Raw genomic sequence first — 21,057 nt, forward strand, 5'->3', positions numbered from 1 at the left:
GTCTGTTTATTGTGATCCCCGTACCATCGCATGATTGCCCGCTGTGCCCCCGGCTGGTTGCCTTTCGCCAGGATTGGCGCGCCCGCGCACCGGATTGGCACAACGCTCCGGTCAGGTCCTTTGGCCCTGAGAACGCGCGCCTCCTGATCGTAGGGCTTGCGCCCGGCCTGCAAGGGGCCAATCGCACCGGCCGACCCTTCACCGGCGATTGGGCCGGGGACCTGCTCTATGCCACCTTGCTGAAGTTCGGCTTCGCCCAAGGCGTCTATGACGAACGCCCCGACGATGGGCTGGAACTGGTGGATGCCCGGATCACCAATGCGGTGCGTTGCGTGCCGCCGCAGAACAAACCGGTGGGAGCGGAGATTTCCACCTGTCGGCAGTTCCTGATCGGCGAGCTTCAGGGACTGGAACATATCCAGGCGATTGTCGCTCTTGGTCGTATCGCCCATGAGAGCGTGGTAACCGCCCTCGGCCAGCGCCGCGTGGCACTCACCTTCGGCCACGGCGCACAGCATGACATCGGCAGCATGCGGCTTTTCGACAGCTATCACTGCTCCCGTTACAACACGAACACAGGGCGGCTGACGACGGAGATGTTCGAGGCGGTTTTTGCCGCCGTCCGGCAGTATCTGGACGCCCTCCGCTAATCATCCTCTCCGGTTTTCGTCCCGGGGGATATTTACGCCGCCGCAGAACAGGTTCTAGAAGTCGCGGCATGATCCATATCAATGACCTCACGATCCGCGTTGCCGGACGCGACCTTCTGAAGAACGCCACCGCCGCCATCCCCGAAGGCGCGCGCGTCGGCATGGTCGGTCGCAACGGAACGGGCAAGACGACGCTGTTCAAGGCGATCGCCGGAGACATCGCGCCTGACGATGGCAGCATCAACATACCCAAGGGCCGGCGGCTGGGACGAGTTGCCCAGGAGGCACCATCGGGGCCGGAAAGCCTGATCGAGACCGTGCTGAAGGCCGATATCGAGCGGGCGGCCTTGCTGGCCGAGGCCGATGTGGCCACCGATCCGCACAGGATCGCCGAGATTCAAACCCGCCTCATCGACATCGACGCCCATTCGGCCCCGGCGCGCGCCGCGCGGATTCTTGCCGGCCTCGGCTTCGATGCGGAGGCGCAGCAGCGGCCCTGTTCATCCTTCTCCGGCGGCTGGCGCATGCGCGTTGCGCTGGCGGCGGTGCTTTTTTCCGAACCCGATCTTCTGCTGCTGGACGAGCCGACCAACCACCTGGATCTGGAAGGGACGCTCTGGCTCCAGGATTACCTCGCCAGATATCCACGCACCGTGATCATCATCAGCCACGACCGTGACCTTCTGGACGTGGCGGTGGATCACATCCTGAACCTCACCGACCAGCGGCTTGTGCTTTATCGAGGCAATTATTCGTCCTTCGACAAGCAGCGCCAGGAAAAGCTCCTGCTCGACCAGAAGCTGAAGAAGAAGCAGGAAGACGAACGCGCGCACCTGGAGGCCTTCATCGCCCGCTTCAAGGCCAAGGCATCCAAGGCGAAACAAGCCCAATCACGCGTCAAGCGGCTGGAAAAGATGGAGATCATCTCGCTTGCCGCCGATCCCGACGCTCGCCCGTTCCATCTGCCTGGCCCCGATCGGCCCCTTGCTCCTCCCATGATCGCCTTCGACCAGGTGAACGCCGGCTACGGCGATCACGTCGTGCTGCGAAAGCTCAACATGACGCTCGGCCCCGAGGATCGCGTCGGCCTTCTCGGGTCAAACGGCAATGGCAAGTCGACGCTCGCCAAGCTTTTGGCTGGTTCGCTGGCGCCACTCACCGGCGACATCCGCCGCTCGAGCAAGATGGTGGCCGGCTATTTCGCCCAGCACACGATGGACTCCCTCGTTCCCGAACAGAGCCCGTATGATCACGTCCGCGCGCTCATGCCCGGTGCAACCGAGGCGCAGGTGCGGGCGCGAGTTGGGCGCATTGGTTTTTCCGGCGAGCGCGCCATGATCCCGGTCTCCTCGCTTTCGGGAGGCGAAAAGGCGCGAGTGGCGCTGGGACTGGCGGCCTTTGACAAATCACACCTCCTGATCCTGGACGAACCGACCAACCACCTCGACATCGACAGCCGTGACCGGTTGGTGGAGGCGGTCAACGCCTTCTCGGGCGCGGTTGTCCTCATCAGCCACGATCGGCACCTCATCGAGGCCTGCGTCGACCAGTTCTGGCTGGTGGCCGAGGGCGGGGTCACTCCCTTTGATGGCGACCTTGATGATTATCGCCGCCTGATCATGGCGCGCGAGGATGGTGGGCCGGCCAAGAAAAACCATCAGCAGCCCGAGCCTGCCCAATCCGGTGTCAGCGACGAACCGGCGGGGGGTGCCGCCTTGCGCAAGCGGGTCTCCGACCTTGAGGCAAAGATCGCCAAGCTGGAGCGCGACATCGCGAAGTTCGAGGCAGATCTTGCAGCTGCGGAAGACTGGAAGCGCGCCGGCCTTCTGAAGAAGCGCGACGACGCGGCGGCTCAACTGGCGCGGATCGAAGAGGAATGGCTGGAGGCGAACGCCGCCTATGAGGCGCAGACCGTGGATTAAGCCGCCTCAGGCCTTCTTCTGCCAGCGGCCCTCGTCGTCCTGCTGCCAATAGGCAAGGCTGTGGCCGGCCTCCTTCAGGATCTTCCATTGGGCGCGTGCGGTGGCCAGCGCCTCATCGTCGGCACCGTCGAAGAGAATGAGAACCCGCTCATAGCCGTCGACCGCCTCGGGATGCGCCCCCTCGACGAGGGCGCGCACGGCCGCCCCGTTGGGGTTTTCCGCGCCCGTCGTCAAAAAGATCGGCTGGTCGGTCGGGTCGCCATCACGGGCGGTGCCGTGAGGCAGGAAGGAATCATCCCGATAGGTCCAGAGCACATCGTCCAGCGCGGCGATCCGCTCATCCGTTGCCGCCTGCACCACTACCCGCCAGCCGCGTTCCAGGCATTTGGACAAAAGCAGAGGCAGTGCGCGCTCCAGCGGCTGCCTCTGCAGATGGTAGAAGAAGACCTCGGTCATGCCGACCGGTGCTCCATTTCATTCCTCGGCATAGTCGGCGACGAAGCGATCAAGTAGCCGTACACCCCAACCTGAACCCCAACTGCGATTGGTGTCCGTCTGCGGCGCCGACATGCCGGTGCCGGCGATATCAAGATGGGCCCAGGGCACGCCGTTGACGAAACGCTGCAGGAACTGCGCCGCGGTGATGGAGCCCGCATGACGTCCGCCGGTATTCTTCATGTCGGCGAACTTGGAATCGATCATCTTGTCGTATCCAGGCGACAGGGGCATCCGCCAGACCTTGTCTCCGGTGGCGAGACCGGCCGCCGTCAGCTTTCCCGCAAGCTCGTCATTGTTGGAGAACATGCCCGCGTGCTCCTGGCCGAGCGCCACCAGCACCGCCCCCGTCAAGGTCGCCAGATTGACCATCAGTGCAGGTTCGAACCTGTCCTGCGCATACCAGAGCACATCGGCCAGAACGAGACGCCCCTCGGCATCGGTATTGATGATCTCAATGGTCTGGCCGGACAGGGATGTCACGATGTCGCCCGGCCGCTGCGCATTGCCATCAGGCATGTTCTCCACGAGGCCGATGATGCCGATGGCATTGACCTTGGCCTTGCGCGCCGCGAGCGTATGCATGAGCCCGACGACGCAGGCCGCTCCCGCCATATCGCCCTTCATGTCTTCCATATTGGCGGCCGGCTTGATCGAGATGCCGCCCGTATCGAAGGTCACGCCCTTGCCAACAAAGACGACCGGCTTCACCTTCGGGCTCTTGGCTCCCTTCCAGTGCATCACGGCAACGCGGCTGCGGTTGCTGGACCCCTGCCCCACGGCAAGAAGCGCGCGCATGCCGATTTTAGTCAGCCGCGCTTCATCGAGGATCTCCACCTCCACGCCCAGGCTGGAGAGTTCGGTGGCGCGCTGCGCAAATTCAGCCGGGTTGAGGATGTTGGGCGGCTCGTTGACCAGTTCGCGCGCGAGATCGACGCCATCAGCCGCCGCCTCCCGCAGCTTCCACGCCTTGCGGGCGGCCGCGTCGTCGGCGACGGCGAACGTCACCTTGCGCGCAACCACCTCGTCGTCATCCTTCTTGCGGCCCTTGTACTTGGTAAAGCTGTAGGCTCTGAGACGCGCACCCAGGGCGATGTCGGCGCTGATGTCAGCGCTGGCAGGTCCAGAGGGGAGATCGAGCAGAATGGTGACATTGGGGGCGCTCGCCGGCAGCTTGCCAAAAATATAGCCGCCGATCTTCACCCAATCGACCGGTTCCTCGGCTGCACCGATGCCCACGACCATAACGCGATCCGGCCCCGCATCTTCCAGACGCAGCAGGTCGAGAACACTCGAACTCTTGCCGGTGAAACGGTCGACTTTGGTAGCACGTGAAATTCCTCCGATCCGCTCGACGAACATCGCGGCCGTGCCCGTGAAGGCAAGGGTATTGTCAGTGAGGAGGACGACGACACCGGCGTCAGGGATGGATGGCTTGGCAAAGGTGATTTTCAATGTGGACGCCATATCGGCTATATGCTCCTGCAGAATATCGCAAACACGACTCTTTTGTTCGCTTTAGAGCACGATGGCGAACGCGGCGAAAGCCCAAGTCACCGTGCCTGATGGATGTCCGCCCGCCCATGATCCCTGTTCTCGACCGCTATCTTTTCCGCCAGGCCACCCTCGCCTTTCTCGGGAGCCTGCTGGTGCTGACCGGCGTCGTCTGGATCACCCAGGCACTGCGCGAGTTCGATGTCGTGACGGCGCAGGGCCAGACGCTCTGGACTTTCTTCCTCGTCACCGGCCTCGCCCTCCCCTCCCTGGCGCTCGTGGTCGCGCCCGTCGCTCTTTTTGGTGCGATCATCTTCGTTCTCAACCGGCTCAACGCCGATTCCGAACTTCCGATCATGTCCAGCGCCGGGGTGACGCCCTGGCGCCTCATGCGCCCGTTGCTCGTGCTCGCAGTCATGGTCGCTGTTCTGGTCGGCACCTTGAGCACGAGCGCTATTCCGGCGAGCCTTCGTCAACTTCGCGACATCATCACCCAGATACGCGCCGATGTGGTCGTCAATATCCTGCGGGAGGGCTCCTTCACCTCCATGGGCGACGGGCTGACCGTGCATATCCGGCAGCGCACGCAGAACAACACACTGCTAGGGATTTTCGTCGAGGACAAACGCGATCCCAATCAGATCATCACCTATGTGGCCGAGCGGGGCCGTGTTCTCGAGAATGATGCCGGCACCTTCCTGGTCCTTGAGCAAGGTTCGCTTCAGCGCAAGGAGGCCCAGTCGCTCGATATACCGATGGTCGTCTTCGAGCGTTACGCGTTCGATCTGTCTCCGCTGGCCGACGACGGCGATTCGGTCATCACCTATAAACCACGTGAGCGTTATACAGCTGAGCTGCTCATGCCCGACCCTAGTGATGAACTATACAAAGCGGTGCCGGGTCGTTTTCGGTCGGAACTGCATGAGCGACTGGCATCTCCGCTTTATCCAGTGGCGTTCATGTTCATTGCGTTTGCCATACTGGGGCGAGCCCGGACCACGCGCCAGAGCCGCGCGACCTCGGTGCTGGCTGCCATCACCATCGCCTTTGTCGTCCGCCTGATCGGCTATGGCGCAACGAGCCTTGCCGGCTCCAGCGCCGCTGCCGTGCCACTGGTTTACCTCGTTCCCATTGCAGCCGTGGTCGGAAGCATCTTCGTGATCCTGGGCGGACCCCGCCGTCTCCGCCTCAGCTGGCGGAGCCGCCGCGCGCAGGAAGGTTACGCGTGAACCGGCTCGGCCTCACCTTCGGGTTCTATGTCGCGCGTGTGACCTTGATGGCGCTTGTCGCCTTCTTCGCCGGCATGCTTGTCCTGATTTTCGTGATCGATTTTGTGGAGATGCTGCGCCAGGCTCGCGACGTCGAGGACGTATCGGTCTTGCCGCTCATGGTGCTTTCCCTGGAGCGGACCCCCTCCATTGCCGAGCGGGCCATGCCCTTCGCCGTGCTGTTCGGCGCCATGGCCGCCTTTCTTCAACTGAGCCGCAAACTGGAGCTCGTGGTGGCGCGGGCCAGCGGCATCTCCGCCTGGCAGTTCCTTGCCCCCGCGGTCATTGTGGCGGCGCTTGTTGGTGTGTCGGCAAGCCTTGCCTACAACCCCTTCGCCGCCTGGCTGAACGAACGTGCCGCCAACCGCGCCATCCAGGTGCTGGGCGAGGAGAGCGGCGGTCTTTTGCCAAGCGGCGCCCTGTGGCTGAGGCAATCCAGCGTCGACGGCCAATCGATCCTCAATGCCGCCAGCGCGGCGGACCGCGGCCAGACACTCACGGGCGTAACCATCTATGCGTTCGATCGCGAGGGGCGGTTCCAGGAGCGGATCGAGGCCGCGCGCGCCGAGTTGGAAATCGGTTACTGGCGCCTCGAGAATGGAAGGGTCTACCGGCCCAGCCGCGAATCGGAACCGTTCGGCACATATGTGTTTGCGACGAATCTGACCCATGAGCAGCTCTCCGACAGCTTTACCCAGACCCAGGCCTTGTCCTTCTGGGAACTTCCGGAACTAATCGACGGCGCAGAGCGCGCCGGGTTTTCCCCAGTGAAGTATGTGCTGCAGTTTCAGACCTTGCTCGCGCGCCCTCTGCTTCTCGCGGTGATGGTGCTGATCGCGGCGACAGTGTCGCTGAGATTGGCGCGAATGGGGGGTCTCGCTCGCGCGATTCCGGGTGGCATCGCGGCAGGCTTCGTGCTTTATGTGGTCACCAAGCTGGCCGAGGATCTCGGCAGCGCTGGTTTTGTGTCTCCCGTGGTCGCAGCATGGACCCCGGCCGTAGTTGGTCTGTTGATGAGCGTAACCGTTTTGCTGCACCAGGAGGATGGATGAGCCTGCGTGGCCGGTTGCGCCGGCCTTCCCCCATCACATCGTGGAACATGCTGCAGGCCCGTCGCGGAGCGCCGCTTCTTGCCGCCTTGATGCTTGGTTGTTCGGTTTTCGCAGTTGATGCGGCTGCACAGGCCCAACAGCCTCCGGCCAATGATCTTGCGTCGAGTCTCACCGCCGGCCGCAACGACGACCCGAACGCGCGCATGCTGGTCGAGGCCGCCGAGGTCCTCTACGACTACGATAAGGAAACGGTTTCAGCCATCGGCGATGCCGTCATCTATTATGATGGCAGCGTGCTGCAGGCTGACCGCGTGATCTACGACCAGAAGAACGGTCGCTTGCGAGCCACCGGTAATGTGCGGCTTCTCGAGCGCGACGGGAATGTCATCCATTCCGAGTCGCTCGATATGTCGGACGACTTCGCGCAAGGCTTTGTGCAGTCGCTGCAGGTCGAGACCGCCGCGCGCACCAATTTCGCCGCCACCAGCGCACAGCGCAAAGATGGCCGGATCACGGTGTTCGAAAATGGCGTTTACAGTGCCTGCGCCACTTGCAAGGACAATCCCGATCGGCCGCCACTCTGGCGGGTGCGGGCTGCCCGCATCATCAGCGATCAGCAGGAGAAGATGGTCTATTACGAGGACGCCCGCCTCGAATTCTTTGGCGTTCCAATAGCTTACCTGCCGTTCTTCCAGCACCCTGATCCAACGGTGAAGCGGAAAAGCGGCCTGCTTGTTCCGACCTACATTGCATCGAGCGAACTCGGTTTCGGGGTCCGCGTCCCCTATTTCTGGAACATCGCGCCGAACAAGGACCTGACCATCACGCCGACAGTCATGAGCCGTCAGGGCCTCATGCTGGAAGGCGAATGGCGGCACCGGCTGTTGAATGGAGCCTACACCATTCGCGCCGCCGGCGTTTTCCAGGCGGACAGCGATGCCTTTCCGGCTTCACCTTTCGGAGCCGCCGACGAAGATGCGCGCGGCGCGTTCCAGACGCGCGGTGAATTCGCGATCAACCAGCACTGGGAATGGGGCTGGAACATCAATCTCCTGTCCGACAAATGGGTGCTGGACGACTATAATCTCTGGGGATCGGGCTGGAACGAGGCGATCTCGACCATCTACCTGACCGGTCTAGAGGACCGCAGCTATTTTGATCTGCGCGGTTATTACTTCCTCGGCCTGTCGAGCGATGATCGCCAGAAAGAACTTCCGGTCGTCTTCCCGCTGGTCGACTACAACCGTGTGTTCGACCAGCCGGTCCTTGGCGGCGAGATGACGTTCAGTGCCAATTTCACCAGCTTGCGCCGGCTGGAAGGGGATTTTGAGCCGACCTCGCCGGGTAACACGCTCGCGCTCAACTCGACCACCAATTACACCTGCAACAGCTTCACGGTGGACTGCCTGGCGCCGGGAATTGCCGGCAACTACACCCGTGCCTCGGCAGATCTGCAATGGCGCAAGCAGATCATCGACCGTATCGGCCAGGTGTGGACACCATTCGCCTTTGTCCGTGGCGACATGATCTGGCGCGACCCGTCGGACACGGTCGGCAACGCCAGCTTCATGTCAACGGACCAGGAATTCTATACGCGCGGCATGGCCGGCGCGGGTCTTGAGTACCGATTTCCTCTCGTGGCTGCCAATGCGCTGGGAACTCACACCGTTGAGCCGATCGCGCAGTTCATCGCCCGCCCGAACGAACAGCACATCGGCGAAGCGCCGAACGAGGACGCGCAAAGCCTGTTCTTCGATGACACCACCCTGTTCGCCTGGGACAAATTCTCAGGCTGGGATCGTGTCGAAGGCGGCGGACGGGCCAACATCGGCCTGCAATACACCTGGCAGATGCCCGCCGGCACCATGATCAACGTGCTGTTCGGCCAGTCCTACCACCTGTTCGGGCTGAACTCCTTCGCGCGGAGCGATGCGGCAGGAACCGGGCTCGACAGCGGTCTTGAAGGCGATACCTCCGATTATGTCGCCCGCTTCTTCGTCCAGGCGAGCCCGAACTTCGCGCTGGCGTCGCGGTTCCGCCTGTCGGAAGACGATTTCAACGCCGAAGCGACCGAGATCGAGGGGCGGTTCAGCCGCGGCCGCCTGACCAGTTCTCTCATGTACGCGCGCTATGACGAGCGGCCACGCCTCGGCTTCACCGATGTGCGCGAAGGCATCCTGACCAGCAACCGCCTGAATCTCACGGAAAACGTCTATCTCCGCGCCGGCGCTCTCTACGACATCGAACGCGACGAATTCAGCAATACCTCCTTCGGCCTCGGCTATCTCGACGAGTGTTTCGATTTAGAAGTGACCTATGCAACCGACTACAGTCGCGACGGCAATAAGGAGCGGGTTCATCAGATGTTCGTGAAATTGAGCCTGAGGACCTTGGGCGATGCGAATATTTCGACCAGTATCGATACCGATTCGGATTCCACGTTCTGAGGTTCCGGGGCCTTATGCCCTGCCCCAGCCATATTCACATGATGCTCGTAGCGACATGCAGATCCTGAACCGTTTTCTTGCTCCGGCATTTGCCGCTCTCGCCCTGGCCGCGTTTTTTGCGGCTACGCCCGCGCGGGCTCAATCCATCAAGGTGGTCGTCAACGCGGCGCCCATCACTTCGCTGGAAATTCAGCAGCGAAAGGCGTTGCTGCGCCTGGTGGAACGCAAGAGCATCTCCGACAAGGAAGCCACAGAACAGCTGATCGACGAGCTTCTGGTGCAGCAGGAAGGCGCCCGCCGCCGGGTGACTGTGGCCGACGAGGAAGTGAACAGCCGCTATGCCAGTGTGGCCCAATCGACGAAGCTCTCGCTCAGCCAGCTGGCACAGGCTCTCGCCCAAGGCGGCACAAGCGAGCGTGCCTTCAAGAACTACATCCGGGGGCAGCTTCTGACCCGCAAGGTGCTCGCCTCCCGGTTTGATGTCTCGCGCGCTGTGGCGCCAAGTGACATCACGGCCCAGCTCGCCCAGCAGCAGAAGGAAGGCGGCGGCAGTAGTGCTCATCGCTATACCGTGCGCCAGATCATCTTCGTATTGCCCAAGAACGCCGGCTCCGGCGAAGTGCAGCGCCGTCGCCAGGAAGCCATGGCGATGAGAAGCCGCGTATCCTCCTGCGAGGAAGCCGCAACTTTCGCCCGGGGGCTTCGTAACGTCGCGGTGAAGGAGCCGACCACACGCGCCACCTCTCAGATCGGCGAGACGCTGGACAAGCAGCTCGCGAGCCTCAAAATTGGAGGTTTGACGGCGCCGGAACGTGGTGACAATGGCGTTGAGATGATTGCGCTCTGCGAACGGGAAGCGATCAGTGACGATAGCTATCAGCGTCAGAAGATCCAGTACGAACTGGCGGATGAGAAGTTCAAAGCTGAACGCGACAATATCATGGCCGAACTGCGCAAGCGCGCTGTCATTGATTATCGCTGATCCTCAATGACAAAGCCGCTGGCGCTCACCATGGGCGATCCGGGCGGTATCGGTCCGGATATTGCCATCAAGGCGTGGCTCGAGCGGACACGGCGCGGGGTACCGCCCTTCCTGCTGTTGGCCTCACCCGAGTTGATCCGCGATCGGGCGGAGCGCCTCGGCGTGGAGCTTTCTCTGGTCACCTCCACACCGGCAGAAGCGGTTGAGATCTTTTCCCGTGCCCTGCCTGTCCTTCCACTAAAATCGCCAGTGCCACTCGCCTGCGGTACCGCTTCGGTCGAGTCTGCCGCTGCGGTGATCGAAGCGATCGATCGTGGTGTCGATCTAACCATCAGCGGCGCTGTCGCGGCCGTCGTGACCAATCCCATCGCCAAGGAACCACTGCTGAAGGCAGGTTTCCCTCACCCCGGGCACACCGACTATCTCGGCGTCCTGGCCGCGGCCCACACGGGCACGGCATCAACCGCCGTTATGATGTTGTGGTCCAAAGAACTCGCGGTCGTGCCGGTTACCGTTCATATCCCGCTGGCAAAGGTGCCGGCGGTTCTGACGGCCGATCTGATCGTGGAAACCGCACGCATTACCAGCCATGATCTCAGCACCCGCTTCGGCATCCCCTCGCCGCGTCTCGCCTTTTGCGGCCTGAACCCCCACGCCGGAGAAGGAGGCACGCTGGGGTCGGAAGAGCAGGACATCATCATACCAGCGATCGCGCGGCTGAGAATCGAGGGGATAAACGCCTCGGGGCCCTATCCGGCCGATACCATGTTCCACGCCGATGCCAGGACGGGATACGACGCCGTCATCGCCATGTACCATGATCAGGCTCTCATCCCCCTGAAAACTCTTGCCTTCGACAGTGGCGTCAACGTGACACTCGGCCTGCCCTTTGTCCGCACATCGCCAGACCATGGCACGGCCTTCAAGATCGCCGGCACGGGCCAGGCAAAAGCCGACAGCCTGATCGAGGCCCTGAAGCTTGCGGACCGTATCGCGGCGGCAGCGCCATGAGTGCGATAGACGATCTTCCGCCGCTGCGAGAAGTGATCCGGCGCCATGAGCTGTCGGCGCGCAAAAGTCTCGGCCAGAATTTTCTGCTCGATCTCAACCTCACCGCCCGCATCGCACGGGCCTCGGGCCCTCTCGAAGGGGTGACCGTGGTGGAGGTGGGGCCGGGTCCCGGCGGTCTGACGCGCGCACTTCTGGCTCTGGGTGCGGAGAAAGTCATCGCCATCGAGAAGGATAATCGCGCGGTCGCCGCGCTCGGCGATGTTGCGGAACGTTATCCGGGCCAGCTGGATATCATCGAAGGTGACGCCCTTGCCATCGATCTTGGTTCTCGCATCCAGGGGAAAGGCCGCATCGTCGCCAACCTTCCCTATAACATCGGCACTCAGCTCCTGGTCGGTTGGCTGACCACAGATCGTTGGCCACCCTGGTGGGATAGCCTGACCCTGATGTTCCAGCGGGAGGTCGCCGAGCGCATTGTCGCCGCGCCTGGCTCTGAGGCCTATGGCCGCCTTGGTGTGCTGTGTGGATGGCGCACGGAGGCGAAGATCATGTTCGATGTTCCTCCTTCGGCTTTCGTGCCGCCGCCGAAGGTGACGTCCTCTGTCGTCCGGCTCACACCGCGAGCGTTACCAGCGGACTGCTCGCCGCGCGATCTGGAGGTAGTAACACAGGCCGCTTTCGGTCAGCGCCGAAAGATGCTGCGGCAGAGCCTCAAAGGTATCTTCCTGGATCTTGCCGGGGCCCTTGCCGCCGCCGACATTGATCCGACCGCGCGAGCCGAGACTGTCTCGATCGAGGGCTTCGCCGCTCTCGCCCGGGCCCGCGCCACCGAGCGCGCATGAAGCCACATCCCGGCTGCACCTTGAAGGGAACCATTGTTCGCAGCCGTCCGTTACCCGTCATGTCAAGCAACGGGAGAAAGTGCCATGAACAACATCATCTATCTGGTTGGCCTGGTTGTCGTCGTTATCGCTATTCTGAGCTTTTTTGGATTGCGCTGATCCAAATGACCCGCCGGGTCATTTAAGCGCTTCAAGATCCGACATGAGGCCGTCCACGAAGACCGCAAGTCCGGCCATTCGGTCCCGGCGGGCACGTTCGGCAAAAAGGATGGCCTTGAGCGTCGTATAGCTGCGGTCCAAATCCTCATTCACCAATATATAGTCGTACTTTGACCACTGTGGAATTTCGACGCGCGCGTTTTCCAGACGGCGTGAAATCACCTCGCTGCTGTCCTGCGCGCGTCGTTCCAGCCGGCTCTTCAGCTCGGCGATGGCAGGGGGCAGAACGAAGACGCTGACGACGTCCGCGCGAGCGGATTCGTACAGCTGCATCGTTCCTTGCCAATCAATATCGAACAGGACGTCCCGTCCTTCCGCCAATGCCCTTTCCACCGGCTCTCTCGGCGTGCCGTAGAAATTCCCGTGAACCTCGGCAGACTCCAGCAGCTGTCCGCTCTCGCGCATGGCTTCAAACTGGCGGGTCGGGATGAAATGATAGTGGACACCGTCGACTTCACTGGGACGACGGGTCCGTGTCGTGACGGAGACGGAAAGATCGACCTCCACCTCCGGATCATCGAGCAGCGAGCGGGTCAGCGTCGTCTTGCCGGCGCCGGATGGTGAGGAGACGACGAGCATGAGGCCGCGGCGGCCAATGGAAGAAGAAGCAGTCATTCGACGTTCTGAACCTGTTCGCGAAATTGTTCGATCGCGGCCTTCAGATCAAGGCCAATGCGCGTCAGCGCGATATCATTGGATTTGGAACAGAGCGTATTGGCCTCGCGCCCGAGTTCCTGAGACAGAAAGTCCAGCTTGCGGCCGACGGCGCCCCCCGCCGAAATAAGCTCGCGCGCGGTTGCGACATGCGCGTCGAGGCGGTCCAGCTCTTCGCGAACGTCGGCTTTTCCGGCGAGAAGGACCGCTTCCTGGTGAAGCCGATCGGGATCAAGCGCCGCGCCGGTCTCAAGTAGCGCGCGGACCTGCTCCGTCAGCTTTGCCTTGACCGCTTCGGGAGTTCGGGCGGGCAGCTCGTCAGCTCGTGCGGACATGTCCGCGATGGCATCCAGCCGGTCGCCCAGGATACGTGCCAGCGCCTGGCCCTCACCTCTTCGCATGGCAACAAGATCATCGAGGGCGACCCCGAGGCCGTCGATCAGAGCGGTGGTCTCTGCCTCACGCGCGGCATCGTCCTCCTCCGGCTCGACCACCTCCACGACGCCACGGACGGCAAGGAGCCCGTCAAGTGAAGGTGGCGTCGCCTCGATCTGTCCCTTGAGCACGTCGAGCGCGGCCACGACGGCATCCAGGGCCGGTCGGTTGACCCGGACCGCGGGCGTTCCGCCCTCCCGGCTGGCTGTTAGACCGGCGTAACAGGTGCCTCTGCCCAGCCTTGCCGAGATCAGGGGTCTTGCCGCAGCATCGATCGCATCGAAACCTTGCGGCACACGTATGCGGACGTCGAGCGTGCGACCGTTCACGGTCTTCAATTCCCATGCCCAGCGCAAGCGTCCGGCCATGCCTGCGGAACGCGCGAAACCGGTCATGCTGGTCAGGGACATCGAATGGTTGCTTTCCGTACGGACGACGAGGGTTGGCGGCGGACGATAGCCGCCAGGTTTCAAGCCGACAAGATCAAGGCCGCCTGGCGCTCAGCCCCGACGACCGCTGGCTTCCCCGGCGGCTGCAGGTGCCACCTCCTCGGCATCCTCCGGATCCACACGGTCGGCTTCGGCTGCCCCACGTTCGCGCTCGATGGCGCGCCATTTCGCAACGTTCTGGCGGTGTTCCTGATAGCTGGAGGCAAAGGCATGTCCACCCGAGCCGTCGGCGACAAAGTAGAGATCATCGGTCTTGGCCGGTCGCGCCGCCGCTTCCAAGGCCTCGCGGCCGACATTGGCGATGGGACCGGGCGGAAGGCCGTTGATGACATAGGTGTTGTAAGGCGAGCGGCGCGTGATCTCGCTTCTCAGGATCGGTCGTCCCAGCGATCCCTTCCCTCCCACGAGGCCATAGATGATCGTGGGATCCGATTGCAGCCGCATGTTCTTTTTGAGGCGGTTGACAAAAACCGCGGCAACCCTCGCACGCTCGCTGGCGATTGCCGTTTCTTTTTCGATGATGGAGGCCAGCACTAGAAGTTCAAAGGGGCTCTTGACGGGGATGGACGGGTCACGATTAGCCCAGGCCTCTTCCAGCGCCTTATCGCGTGCGGCCGTCATGCGCTTGATCATTTGCTCCCGCGAGGTTCCGCGCGTGACGCGGTAGGTTTCCGGGAGAAGCGAACCTTCCGGGGGAATCTGACGAAACTCGCCGGATAGCACATCGATTTCGGCGAGTCGCTTGACGATCTGTTCGCTTGTCAGCCCCTCGGCAATGGTGACGGGATGCTCGATCACTTTGCCCGAGGCGATGATCTTCATCACGTCATTCATGCTTGCCCCGGAGGGAAATGCATATTCACCGGCCTGCAGGGACCCCCGCGAGCCTGTGAATTGAAGCCCCGTCACAAAGGTCCATTTATTTTCGATGATGCCCTTTTCCTCAAGCAGATCGGCAATCTGGCGAACACCGAGACCGCGAGGAACGACGACCACCTCCTCGCTCGTCAGTGGGCCGCTGCCATAGAACTGCTGGCGGCCGTATTCGACCATGACAGCGGCAGCAACCATGAAGATCAGAAGAATGCTCAGCGCGGCGTTGCCCCCAACGACAAACGGATGTTTGGCACGCTCCGACCATCGCTGCTGCTTCATCAGCTCCCTGGAAGGCGCAGATGTGGCAGCGGCCTTCTGCCGGCGACGCAACCAGCGCGGGCGAGGTGAGGCATCAGCCGGGGGAGGACCTGACTGAGAAGACGGGCTGACTGATTCTCCGTGCGTCGGCGGGGTCTCAGGATGAGCCTGTGCCCCGTCGGGCATGGACTTGCGCTCGTCTGTCATCGGTCACTCGCAATTGCATGGGATTCGCGCGCACATCATAGGGCGAAATGCGGCGAAAGCCCGATGGTTTTTGCTCAGACGCGCCGCAGAACGAGCGACGCATTCGTTCCGCCGAAGCCGAATGAATTGGACAGAGCGACGTTGATCTCACGCTGGCGGGGCTTGTGCGGGACGAGATCAATCGGCGTATCCACCGAGGGATTGTCCAGATTGAGCGTGGCTGGTGCAACCTGGTCGCGTATGGCGAGGATGGAGAAGATCGCCTCCACCGCGCCCGCAGCACCCAGGAGATGGCCAACGGAGGACTTGGTCGAGGACATCGAGATCTTGGCAGCAGCGTTGCCGACAAGGCGGCTCAGTGCACCAAGCTCGATCTCATCACCGAGAGGCGTCGAGGTGCCATGGGCGTTGATGTAGTCGAGATCGGAAGGCTTGATCCCCGCTCGCTTCAATGCGGCGGCCATGCAGCGGTAGGCACCGTCGCCATCCTCGGACGGCGCGGTGATGTGGAAGGCATCGCCGGAAAGACCGTAACCGATCACCTCGGCATAGATCCTGGCGCCGCGTGCCTTGGCATGTTCGTACTCCTCCAGCACGACAACGCCGGCTCCCTCACCCATCACGAAACCGTCACGATCCTTGTCGTAGGGACGGGAGCCCTTCTCCGGCTGATCATTGAAGCCTGTTGATAGGGCGCGACATGCGGCGAAGCCGGCCATGGAGAGACGGGTCACCGGAGATTCGGTGCCCCCAGCCACCATGACATCCGCATCGCCAAGGGCGATGAGGCGGGAGGCGTCGCCAATGGCATGGGCACCCGTAGAACAGGCCGTCACCACCGCATGGTTGGGGCCCTTGAGGCCGTGCTCGATGGAAATATATCCGGAGGCCAGATTGATGAGGCGGCCGGGAATGAAGAAGGGCGAGATGCGGCGCGGCCCCTTTTCCTTGAGGGTCACGCCAGCCTCGGCGATACCTTCAATCCCGCCGATGCCGGAGCCGACCAGGACGCCTGTCGTGGTCTGATCCTCATAGCTGGTGGGGTGCCAGTCGGCGTCATCAAGCGCCTGGCGAGCCGCTGCCATCGCATAGACGATGAAATCATCGACCTTGCGGATCTCCTTGGCCTCCATCCACTGCTCGGGATTGAAGGTTCCATCGGAGCCATCGCCGCGGGGAATCTGGCAGGCGATCTGTGCCGGCAGATCGTCGACCTGAAAATTCTCGATCCGCCTCGCCCCGCTCTTGCCGTCGAGAAGACGCTTCCACGTCTCTTCGACACCGCATGCGAGTGGCGTGACCATTCCGAGACCCGTAACGACAACACGTCTCATGGAAACTCCCCTGGAGCAGAGCTGCCGGCTGAGCCGACAGGCAGGATCGCATGAATGCACAACTGACGATCAGTTGTACGTCCAGCTATGGCCCTGAAAAAGCTGGGGCCGCGGCGGGCATGGTGAGCCGCCGCGTTCCGCCGCGTCCGATCAGGAGGCGTTCTTGGAGAGGAAGCTCACCGCATCGCCGACCGTGAGAATGGTCTCGGCGGCATCGTCCGGGATTTCCACGCCGAACTCTTCCTCAAAGGCCATAACCAGTTCGACGGTGTCCAGGCTGTCGGCGCCCAGATCGTCGATGAAGCTGGCGTTGTCGGTTACCTTCTCGGCATCAACGCCCAGATGTTCAATCACGATCTTCTTTACGCGCTCGGCAATGTCGCTCATCGCTGCTGTCCTTGAGTTGAAGTTCTATACGTAAGGTGTTCTGCGGACGAAGGTAGAGAGGTTAGAAGGGTTAAGGGAAGTGATCCTTGTCCGCAAGGCGTGAAAGTCAACGGTTGGAGCACCCCATCAGGAGCACCCCCGCCATGATCGCGGCGGTCGATAACACACTTTATCCAGCTTGACCAGAAGCCTGTAACGCCTCGAATTTCAGAGATTTCAGGCAATCAGATCATGGCCATGCCGCCGTTGACGTGAAGGGTCTGGCCTGTCACATATCCCGCCTCCGCGCTCGCCAGATAAACGACGGCGGAGGAGATGTCGGATCCCGTTCCGAGCCGCCCGGCCGGCACCTTTGCAAGAATGCCCTCCCGCTGCTTCTCGTTGAGAGCATCCGTCATGGGGCTTTCGATGAATCCCGGGGCAATGCAGTTGACGGTGATGTTGCGGCTGGCGACCTCCTGGGCAAGCGATTTCGCCATACCGATCATGCCCGCCTTGGACGCGGCATAATTGCCCTGCCCCGGATTGCCCGTCACACCAACGATGGATGTGATGCCGACGAGGCGGCCGTAGCGGCGCTTCATCATGCCCTTCAACGCGCCGCGGAAGAGGCGGAAGCCCGCCGTCAGATTGACCGCGATCACTTGATCCCACTCCTCATCCTTCATGCGCATGAAGAGATTATCGCGGGTGATGCCGGCGTTGTGCACCAGGATATCGAGACCGCCCATGGCTCCCTCGGCCTGCCCTGGCAGCGCATCCACGGCGGCGGCATCGGACAGATTGCAGGGTGCCAGATGGACCCGATCACCGCCGAGTTCGTCCTTCAGTTTCTCGAGCGCCTCCATGCGGGTGCCGGAAAGCGTCACAGTGGCGCCCCGGGCATGAAGTGCCGCGGCGATGGGCCCACCGATACCGCCGGTGGCGCCGGTGACCAAAGCGGTCTTGCCTGTAAGATCGAACATGATGGTCCCTCTTTTTTATGCGGTATAGGTGGGGATATCGTCGGGCATCCCGATCGACTGTGCTTCGGCGCCCTCGGCGGAACGCTTCACCAGCCCCGAAAGGACCTTGCCCGCGCCAAGCTCGATGAAGCGGGTGACGCCCTCGGACACCATGAAGGCGACGCTCTCGCGCCAGCGCACGGTGCCGGTGACCTGCTCCACCAACCGGCGGCGAATCTCATCGGCGTCGGTCACAGGGGCTGCCGTCACGTTGGCCACCACAGGCACCACGGGCGCCTGCACGTTCACCTCCGCCAGAGCGGCACGCATGGCGTCGGCCGCAGGAGCCATCAGGCGGCAGTGGAAAGGCGCGGAGACGGGCAGAAGAACGGCACGCTTGGCGCCCTTCTCCTTTGCAATGACCAGAGCACGGTCGATGGCGCCCTTATGGCCCGACACGACGACCTGGCCGGAAGCATTGTCATTGGCAGCTTCGCAGACTTCCCCTTCAGCGGCAGCCTGGGCCACTTCGGCGGCAGCATCGAAATCAAGGCCAAGCAGGGCGGCCATGGCGCCCTGCCCGACCGGCACGGCCTCCTGCATCGCGCGTCCACGGATACGCAGCAGCTTTGCCGCGTCGGTGATCGACAGACTGCCGGCGGCGGCGAGCGCGGAATACTCACCAAGGGAGTGACCGGCCACAAAGCGAGCCGCCTTCGACAGGTCCAGGCCCTTCTCCGCCTCCAGGACACGGACGACAGCGAGCGAAACCGCCATCAGGGCCGGCTGGGCGTTGGCGGTCAGTTTCAGCGCATCGTCCGGTCCGTTCCAGATCGTGTCGGACAGTTTTTCCCCGAGCGCGGCATCCACCTCGTCGAAGACGGCCCGGGCCGCTGGAAAAGCATCCGCCAGCGCCTTGCCCATGCCAACCTGCTGACTGCCCTGCCCCGGAAATATGAATGCCGTGCTCATGGCGTTCTCCCTGAAAAGTGAGAGGGAAAGACACGAGCCCGCTGTCCGTTGTCAAGGCGCGGTGCATCGCAATCCCCTATCGATGCCAAAGAGCGGCCGTATAAGATAAGGAGTCCCCAGGCTGGTCTGATGGAACAAAGGGGCCGCCGCGGCACAGCTGCGACTTGCCATTTCAGCAGAAATGCGTATAAGCGCGCGATCTTCCGACCGCTCCGGCCGGGGGCTTAACGGGTCGTCGCCTCGGCGGCAGGATTTTTCGTTCGAATAATCCGTGATCCGGTGTCTCCGCCTTCGAGGGTATCGTTCGAGCCTTTCCGAGGCTCGAAGGGCTACGCGCCGGGTGTGTTGGATGTTGTGCAACAGAAAGGCTGTACCATGCCGCTTTATGAGCATGTCTTCCTGGCTCGCCAGGATGTCAGCGCCCAGCAGGTTGAAGCTCTCGTCGAGCAGTTCAAGGGCGTGATCGAAGAACATGGCGGTTCCATCGCCAAGAACGAATACTGGGGCCTCAAGTCCCTCGCCTTCCGCGTCAACAAGAACCGCAAGGCGCATTACACCCTGCTCAACATCGACGCTCCGGCAGCAGCCGTCGCCGAAATGGAACGCCAGCAGGGCATCAGCGAAGACGTGCTTCGTTTCCTGACGATCCGCGTCGAGGCTCACGAAGAAGGACCGTCCGCCATGCTGTCGCGCAAGGATCGCGATGACCGTGGTGATCGCGGCGACCGTGGTGGCTTCGGCGGCCGTGATCGCGACGACCGCCCGCGTGGTGGTGATCGCGAAGAGCGCCGCCCCCGTCGTGACGAGAGCTCGGAGAACTGATTATGGCCGCACCCGCACAACGTCGCCCCTTCTTCCGCCGCCGCAAGAGCTGCCCCTTCACGGGCGCCAATGCGCCGATCATCGACTACAAGGACGTGAAGCTCCTGCAGCGCTACATTTCCGAGCGCGGCAAGATCGTTCCCTCACGTATCACGGCCGTTTCGGCCAAGAAGCAGCGTGAGCTGGCCAAGGCCATCAAGCGCGCGCGTTTCCTTGGCCTGCTGCCCTACGTCATTCGCTGATGACGATCCCGGCCCGCCTCATGGGGGGCCGGTTCTTGCCTGAGTGCTGCTGACCCCAGACGGGGTCAGCCTTGATTGTTGGGGCGGACATTCGATCCGCTTCTAACCGCTTTTCCAAGCGGGACAGCTGGTGATGATGAAACGCTTTCTTCCTGTCGGCCTCGGTGCCGGGATCGCCTCGGCGCTGCTGTTTGCATCGCTGGGCTCAGGGTCCATCCTCTCACTGGCTCTTTTCCAGATCGCGCCACTCCCGATCCTGCTCGCGGCTATCGGCTGGGGTCAGGCCGCCGGTTTGATCGCGGCCGGAATCGCCGGTCTCTCCGTTCTCGCCGCGCTCGGCGTCGAAATGGGCGCACTTCATCTTGCCAGCGTGGGCGTACCTTCCTGGTGGCTGGCCCATCTCGCATTGCTGTCGCAGCCCAATGATGACGGGGATGTCGCCTGGTATCCTATCGGGCGCCTCGTCCTCTGGGCGGCAGCCATCGCCATCGGAATCGCCGGGTTGTCAGCGCTCGTCATAGGCGGCTCCGTATCCGGCTATGAGGCCCTTCTGCGCGAAAATCTCCTCGGGCTTTTGAACAATGGCGGCGCTGCGGCGATGCTGCCGGAAGGCATGACACCGGAGAACACGGCGGACCTTATTGTCTTCGTCATGCCCCCCGCCTTTGCCGCTTTTTCGCTGGTCATCACGCTCATCAATCTCTGGATCGCGGCACGTGTGGCGCGGGCGTCAGGCCGCCTGATCCGCCCTTGGCCGGATCTTGTGATGACGCGATTCCCCACGGCGGTTCTGCCGACCTTTACCCTGGCCGTCCTGGTCATGTTTCTGCCCGACCCCTTCGCCTTCTTCGGCCGGATCGCCGCGACGGTGCTCCTGCTGCTGCTTGCTCTGATCGGCCTTACCGTCATCCACTTCGCGACACGTGGCTCGGCGAGCCAGCCCTTCGTGCTGATCGCCACCTATCTGCTGCTCTTCGTGCAGATCGGTACGCTCTTCGTCGTCGCCGTCCTCGGCATTGCCGAACAACTCTTCGGCCTGCGTGCCCGCATCGCGGCCCGCAGGTCCTCCTCACCCCCCAGATCTTGATAGAACCG

General features: G+C 62.5%; 20 protein-coding genes. 11 read left to right on the forward strand and 9 right to left on the reverse strand.

All coding sequences use genetic code 11. From position 1 onward, the window contains the following. Positions 1–11: 11 nt before the first annotated feature. Positions 12–650: a uracil-DNA glycosylase gene (locus IEV58_RS12495; protein ID WP_229729400.1), complete on the forward strand. Its 639-nt coding sequence runs from the start codon at positions 12–14 to the stop codon at positions 648–650. Positions 651–718: 68 nt separating this feature from the next. Continuing rightward, positions 719–2,572, forward strand: a complete 1,854-nt coding sequence (locus tag IEV58_RS12500; protein ID WP_188410039.1) for an ABC-F family ATP-binding cassette domain-containing protein — start codon at positions 719–721, stop codon at positions 2,570–2,572. A gap of 6 nt (positions 2,573–2,578) precedes the next feature. Here IEV58_RS12500 and IEV58_RS12505 read toward each other — a convergent pair whose 3' ends face one another. Beyond that, a complete protein-coding gene (locus IEV58_RS12505; RefSeq protein WP_188410040.1) occupies positions 2,579–3,028 on the reverse strand; it encodes a DNA polymerase III subunit chi in 450 nt (149 codons plus the stop codon). Between the two features lie 18 nt (positions 3,029–3,046). Continuing rightward, positions 3,047–4,534 (reverse strand): leucyl aminopeptidase, encoded by a 1,488-nt coding sequence (locus IEV58_RS12510; protein ID WP_188410041.1) that lies wholly within the window; start codon positions 4,532–4,534, stop codon positions 3,047–3,049. 116 nt (positions 4,535–4,650) lie between these two features. On the opposite strand from IEV58_RS12510, the gene lptF reads away from it, so the two are divergent. From lptF to rsmA, 6 genes are read left to right on the forward strand one after another with little or no spacing between them, the layout of a single operon-like run. Next, entirely contained in the window at positions 4,651–5,790 is a 1,140-nt protein-coding gene (gene lptF / locus IEV58_RS12515; RefSeq protein ID WP_229729401.1) for an LPS export ABC transporter permease LptF, read from the forward strand. Then, the gene (lptG, locus tag IEV58_RS12520; RefSeq protein WP_229729402.1) at positions 5,787–6,881 is read left to right on the forward strand and encodes an LPS export ABC transporter permease LptG; all 1,095 of its coding nucleotides are present in this window, start codon (positions 5,787–5,789) and stop codon (positions 6,879–6,881) included. The genes lptF and lptG overlap by 4 nt, the downstream gene beginning before the upstream one ends. Beyond that, a complete protein-coding gene (locus IEV58_RS12525) occupies positions 6,878–9,328 on the forward strand; it encodes an LPS-assembly protein LptD (protein WP_188410043.1) in 2,451 nt (816 codons plus the stop codon). Before lptG ends, IEV58_RS12525 begins: the two co-directional genes overlap by 4 nt. A 55-nt stretch (positions 9,329–9,383) precedes the next feature. After that, on the forward strand, positions 9,384–10,310 hold the full coding sequence (locus IEV58_RS12530) for a peptidylprolyl isomerase (RefSeq protein WP_188410044.1): 927 nt from the start codon (positions 9,384–9,386) through the stop codon (positions 10,308–10,310). Between the two features lie 6 nt (positions 10,311–10,316). After that, positions 10,317–11,321, forward strand: a complete 1,005-nt coding sequence (pdxA, locus tag IEV58_RS12535) for a 4-hydroxythreonine-4-phosphate dehydrogenase PdxA (RefSeq protein ID WP_188410045.1) — start codon at positions 10,317–10,319, stop codon at positions 11,319–11,321. Beyond that, complete coding sequence (gene rsmA, locus IEV58_RS12540) at positions 11,318–12,163, forward strand: 16S rRNA (adenine(1518)-N(6)/adenine(1519)-N(6))-dimethyltransferase RsmA (RefSeq protein ID WP_188410046.1); 846 nt, start codon at positions 11,318–11,320, stop codon at positions 12,161–12,163. The genes pdxA and rsmA overlap by 4 nt, the downstream gene beginning before the upstream one ends. Before the next feature lie 177 nt (positions 12,164–12,340). On the opposite strand, the gene gmk is transcribed toward rsmA, so the two are convergent. The 7 genes from gmk to fabD all read right to left on the reverse strand — a co-directional run bounded on the left by gmk (position 12,341) and on the right by fabD (position 18,898). Beyond that, positions 12,341–12,979: a guanylate kinase gene (gmk, locus tag IEV58_RS12545; RefSeq protein ID WP_229729429.1), complete on the reverse strand. Its 639-nt coding sequence runs from the start codon at positions 12,977–12,979 to the stop codon at positions 12,341–12,343. A 14-nt stretch (positions 12,980–12,993) separates the two neighbouring features. Further along, the gene (locus IEV58_RS12550) at positions 12,994–13,881 is read right to left on the reverse strand and encodes a YicC/YloC family endoribonuclease (RefSeq protein WP_188410048.1); all 888 of its coding nucleotides are present in this window, start codon (positions 13,879–13,881) and stop codon (positions 12,994–12,996) included. A gap of 90 nt (positions 13,882–13,971) precedes the next feature. Next, the gene (gene mltG, locus IEV58_RS12555; protein WP_188410049.1) at positions 13,972–15,075 is read right to left on the reverse strand and encodes an endolytic transglycosylase MltG; all 1,104 of its coding nucleotides are present in this window, start codon (positions 15,073–15,075) and stop codon (positions 13,972–13,974) included. A gap of 260 nt (positions 15,076–15,335) precedes the next feature. Next, positions 15,336–16,595: a beta-ketoacyl-ACP synthase II gene (fabF, locus tag IEV58_RS12560; RefSeq protein WP_188410050.1), complete on the reverse strand. Its 1,260-nt coding sequence runs from the start codon at positions 16,593–16,595 to the stop codon at positions 15,336–15,338. A 150-nt stretch (positions 16,596–16,745) separates the two neighbouring features. Continuing rightward, a complete protein-coding gene (locus IEV58_RS12565) occupies positions 16,746–16,982 on the reverse strand; it encodes an acyl carrier protein (protein WP_188410051.1) in 237 nt (78 codons plus the stop codon). A gap of 224 nt (positions 16,983–17,206) precedes the next feature. Continuing rightward, positions 17,207–17,947, reverse strand: a complete 741-nt coding sequence (gene fabG / locus IEV58_RS12570; protein ID WP_188410052.1) for a 3-oxoacyl-[acyl-carrier-protein] reductase — start codon at positions 17,945–17,947, stop codon at positions 17,207–17,209. A gap of 15 nt (positions 17,948–17,962) precedes the next feature. Continuing rightward, positions 17,963–18,898 (reverse strand): ACP S-malonyltransferase, encoded by a 936-nt coding sequence (fabD, locus tag IEV58_RS12575; RefSeq protein ID WP_188410053.1) that lies wholly within the window; start codon positions 18,896–18,898, stop codon positions 17,963–17,965. Between the two features lie 375 nt (positions 18,899–19,273). Here fabD and rpsF point away from each other — a divergent pair, with 375 nt between their 5' ends. The 3 genes from rpsF (at position 19,274) to IEV58_RS12590 (ending at position 21,049) form a co-directional block, all read left to right on the forward strand. Further along, positions 19,274–19,720, forward strand: a complete 447-nt coding sequence (rpsF, locus tag IEV58_RS12580) for a 30S ribosomal protein S6 (RefSeq protein WP_188410054.1) — start codon at positions 19,274–19,276, stop codon at positions 19,718–19,720. Between the two features lie 2 nt (positions 19,721–19,722). Next, a complete protein-coding gene (rpsR, locus tag IEV58_RS12585) occupies positions 19,723–19,962 on the forward strand; it encodes a 30S ribosomal protein S18 (RefSeq protein ID WP_188410055.1) in 240 nt (79 codons plus the stop codon). Positions 19,963–20,095: 133 nt separating this feature from the next. Next, the gene (locus IEV58_RS12590; protein ID WP_188410056.1) at positions 20,096–21,049 is read left to right on the forward strand and encodes a DUF2232 domain-containing protein; all 954 of its coding nucleotides are present in this window, start codon (positions 20,096–20,098) and stop codon (positions 21,047–21,049) included. Positions 21,050–21,057 lie beyond the last annotated feature (8 nt).

The organism is Agaricicola taiwanensis (genome assembly GCF_014635245.1).
GTDB lineage: Bacteria > Pseudomonadota > Alphaproteobacteria > Rhizobiales > Methylopilaceae > Agaricicola > Agaricicola taiwanensis.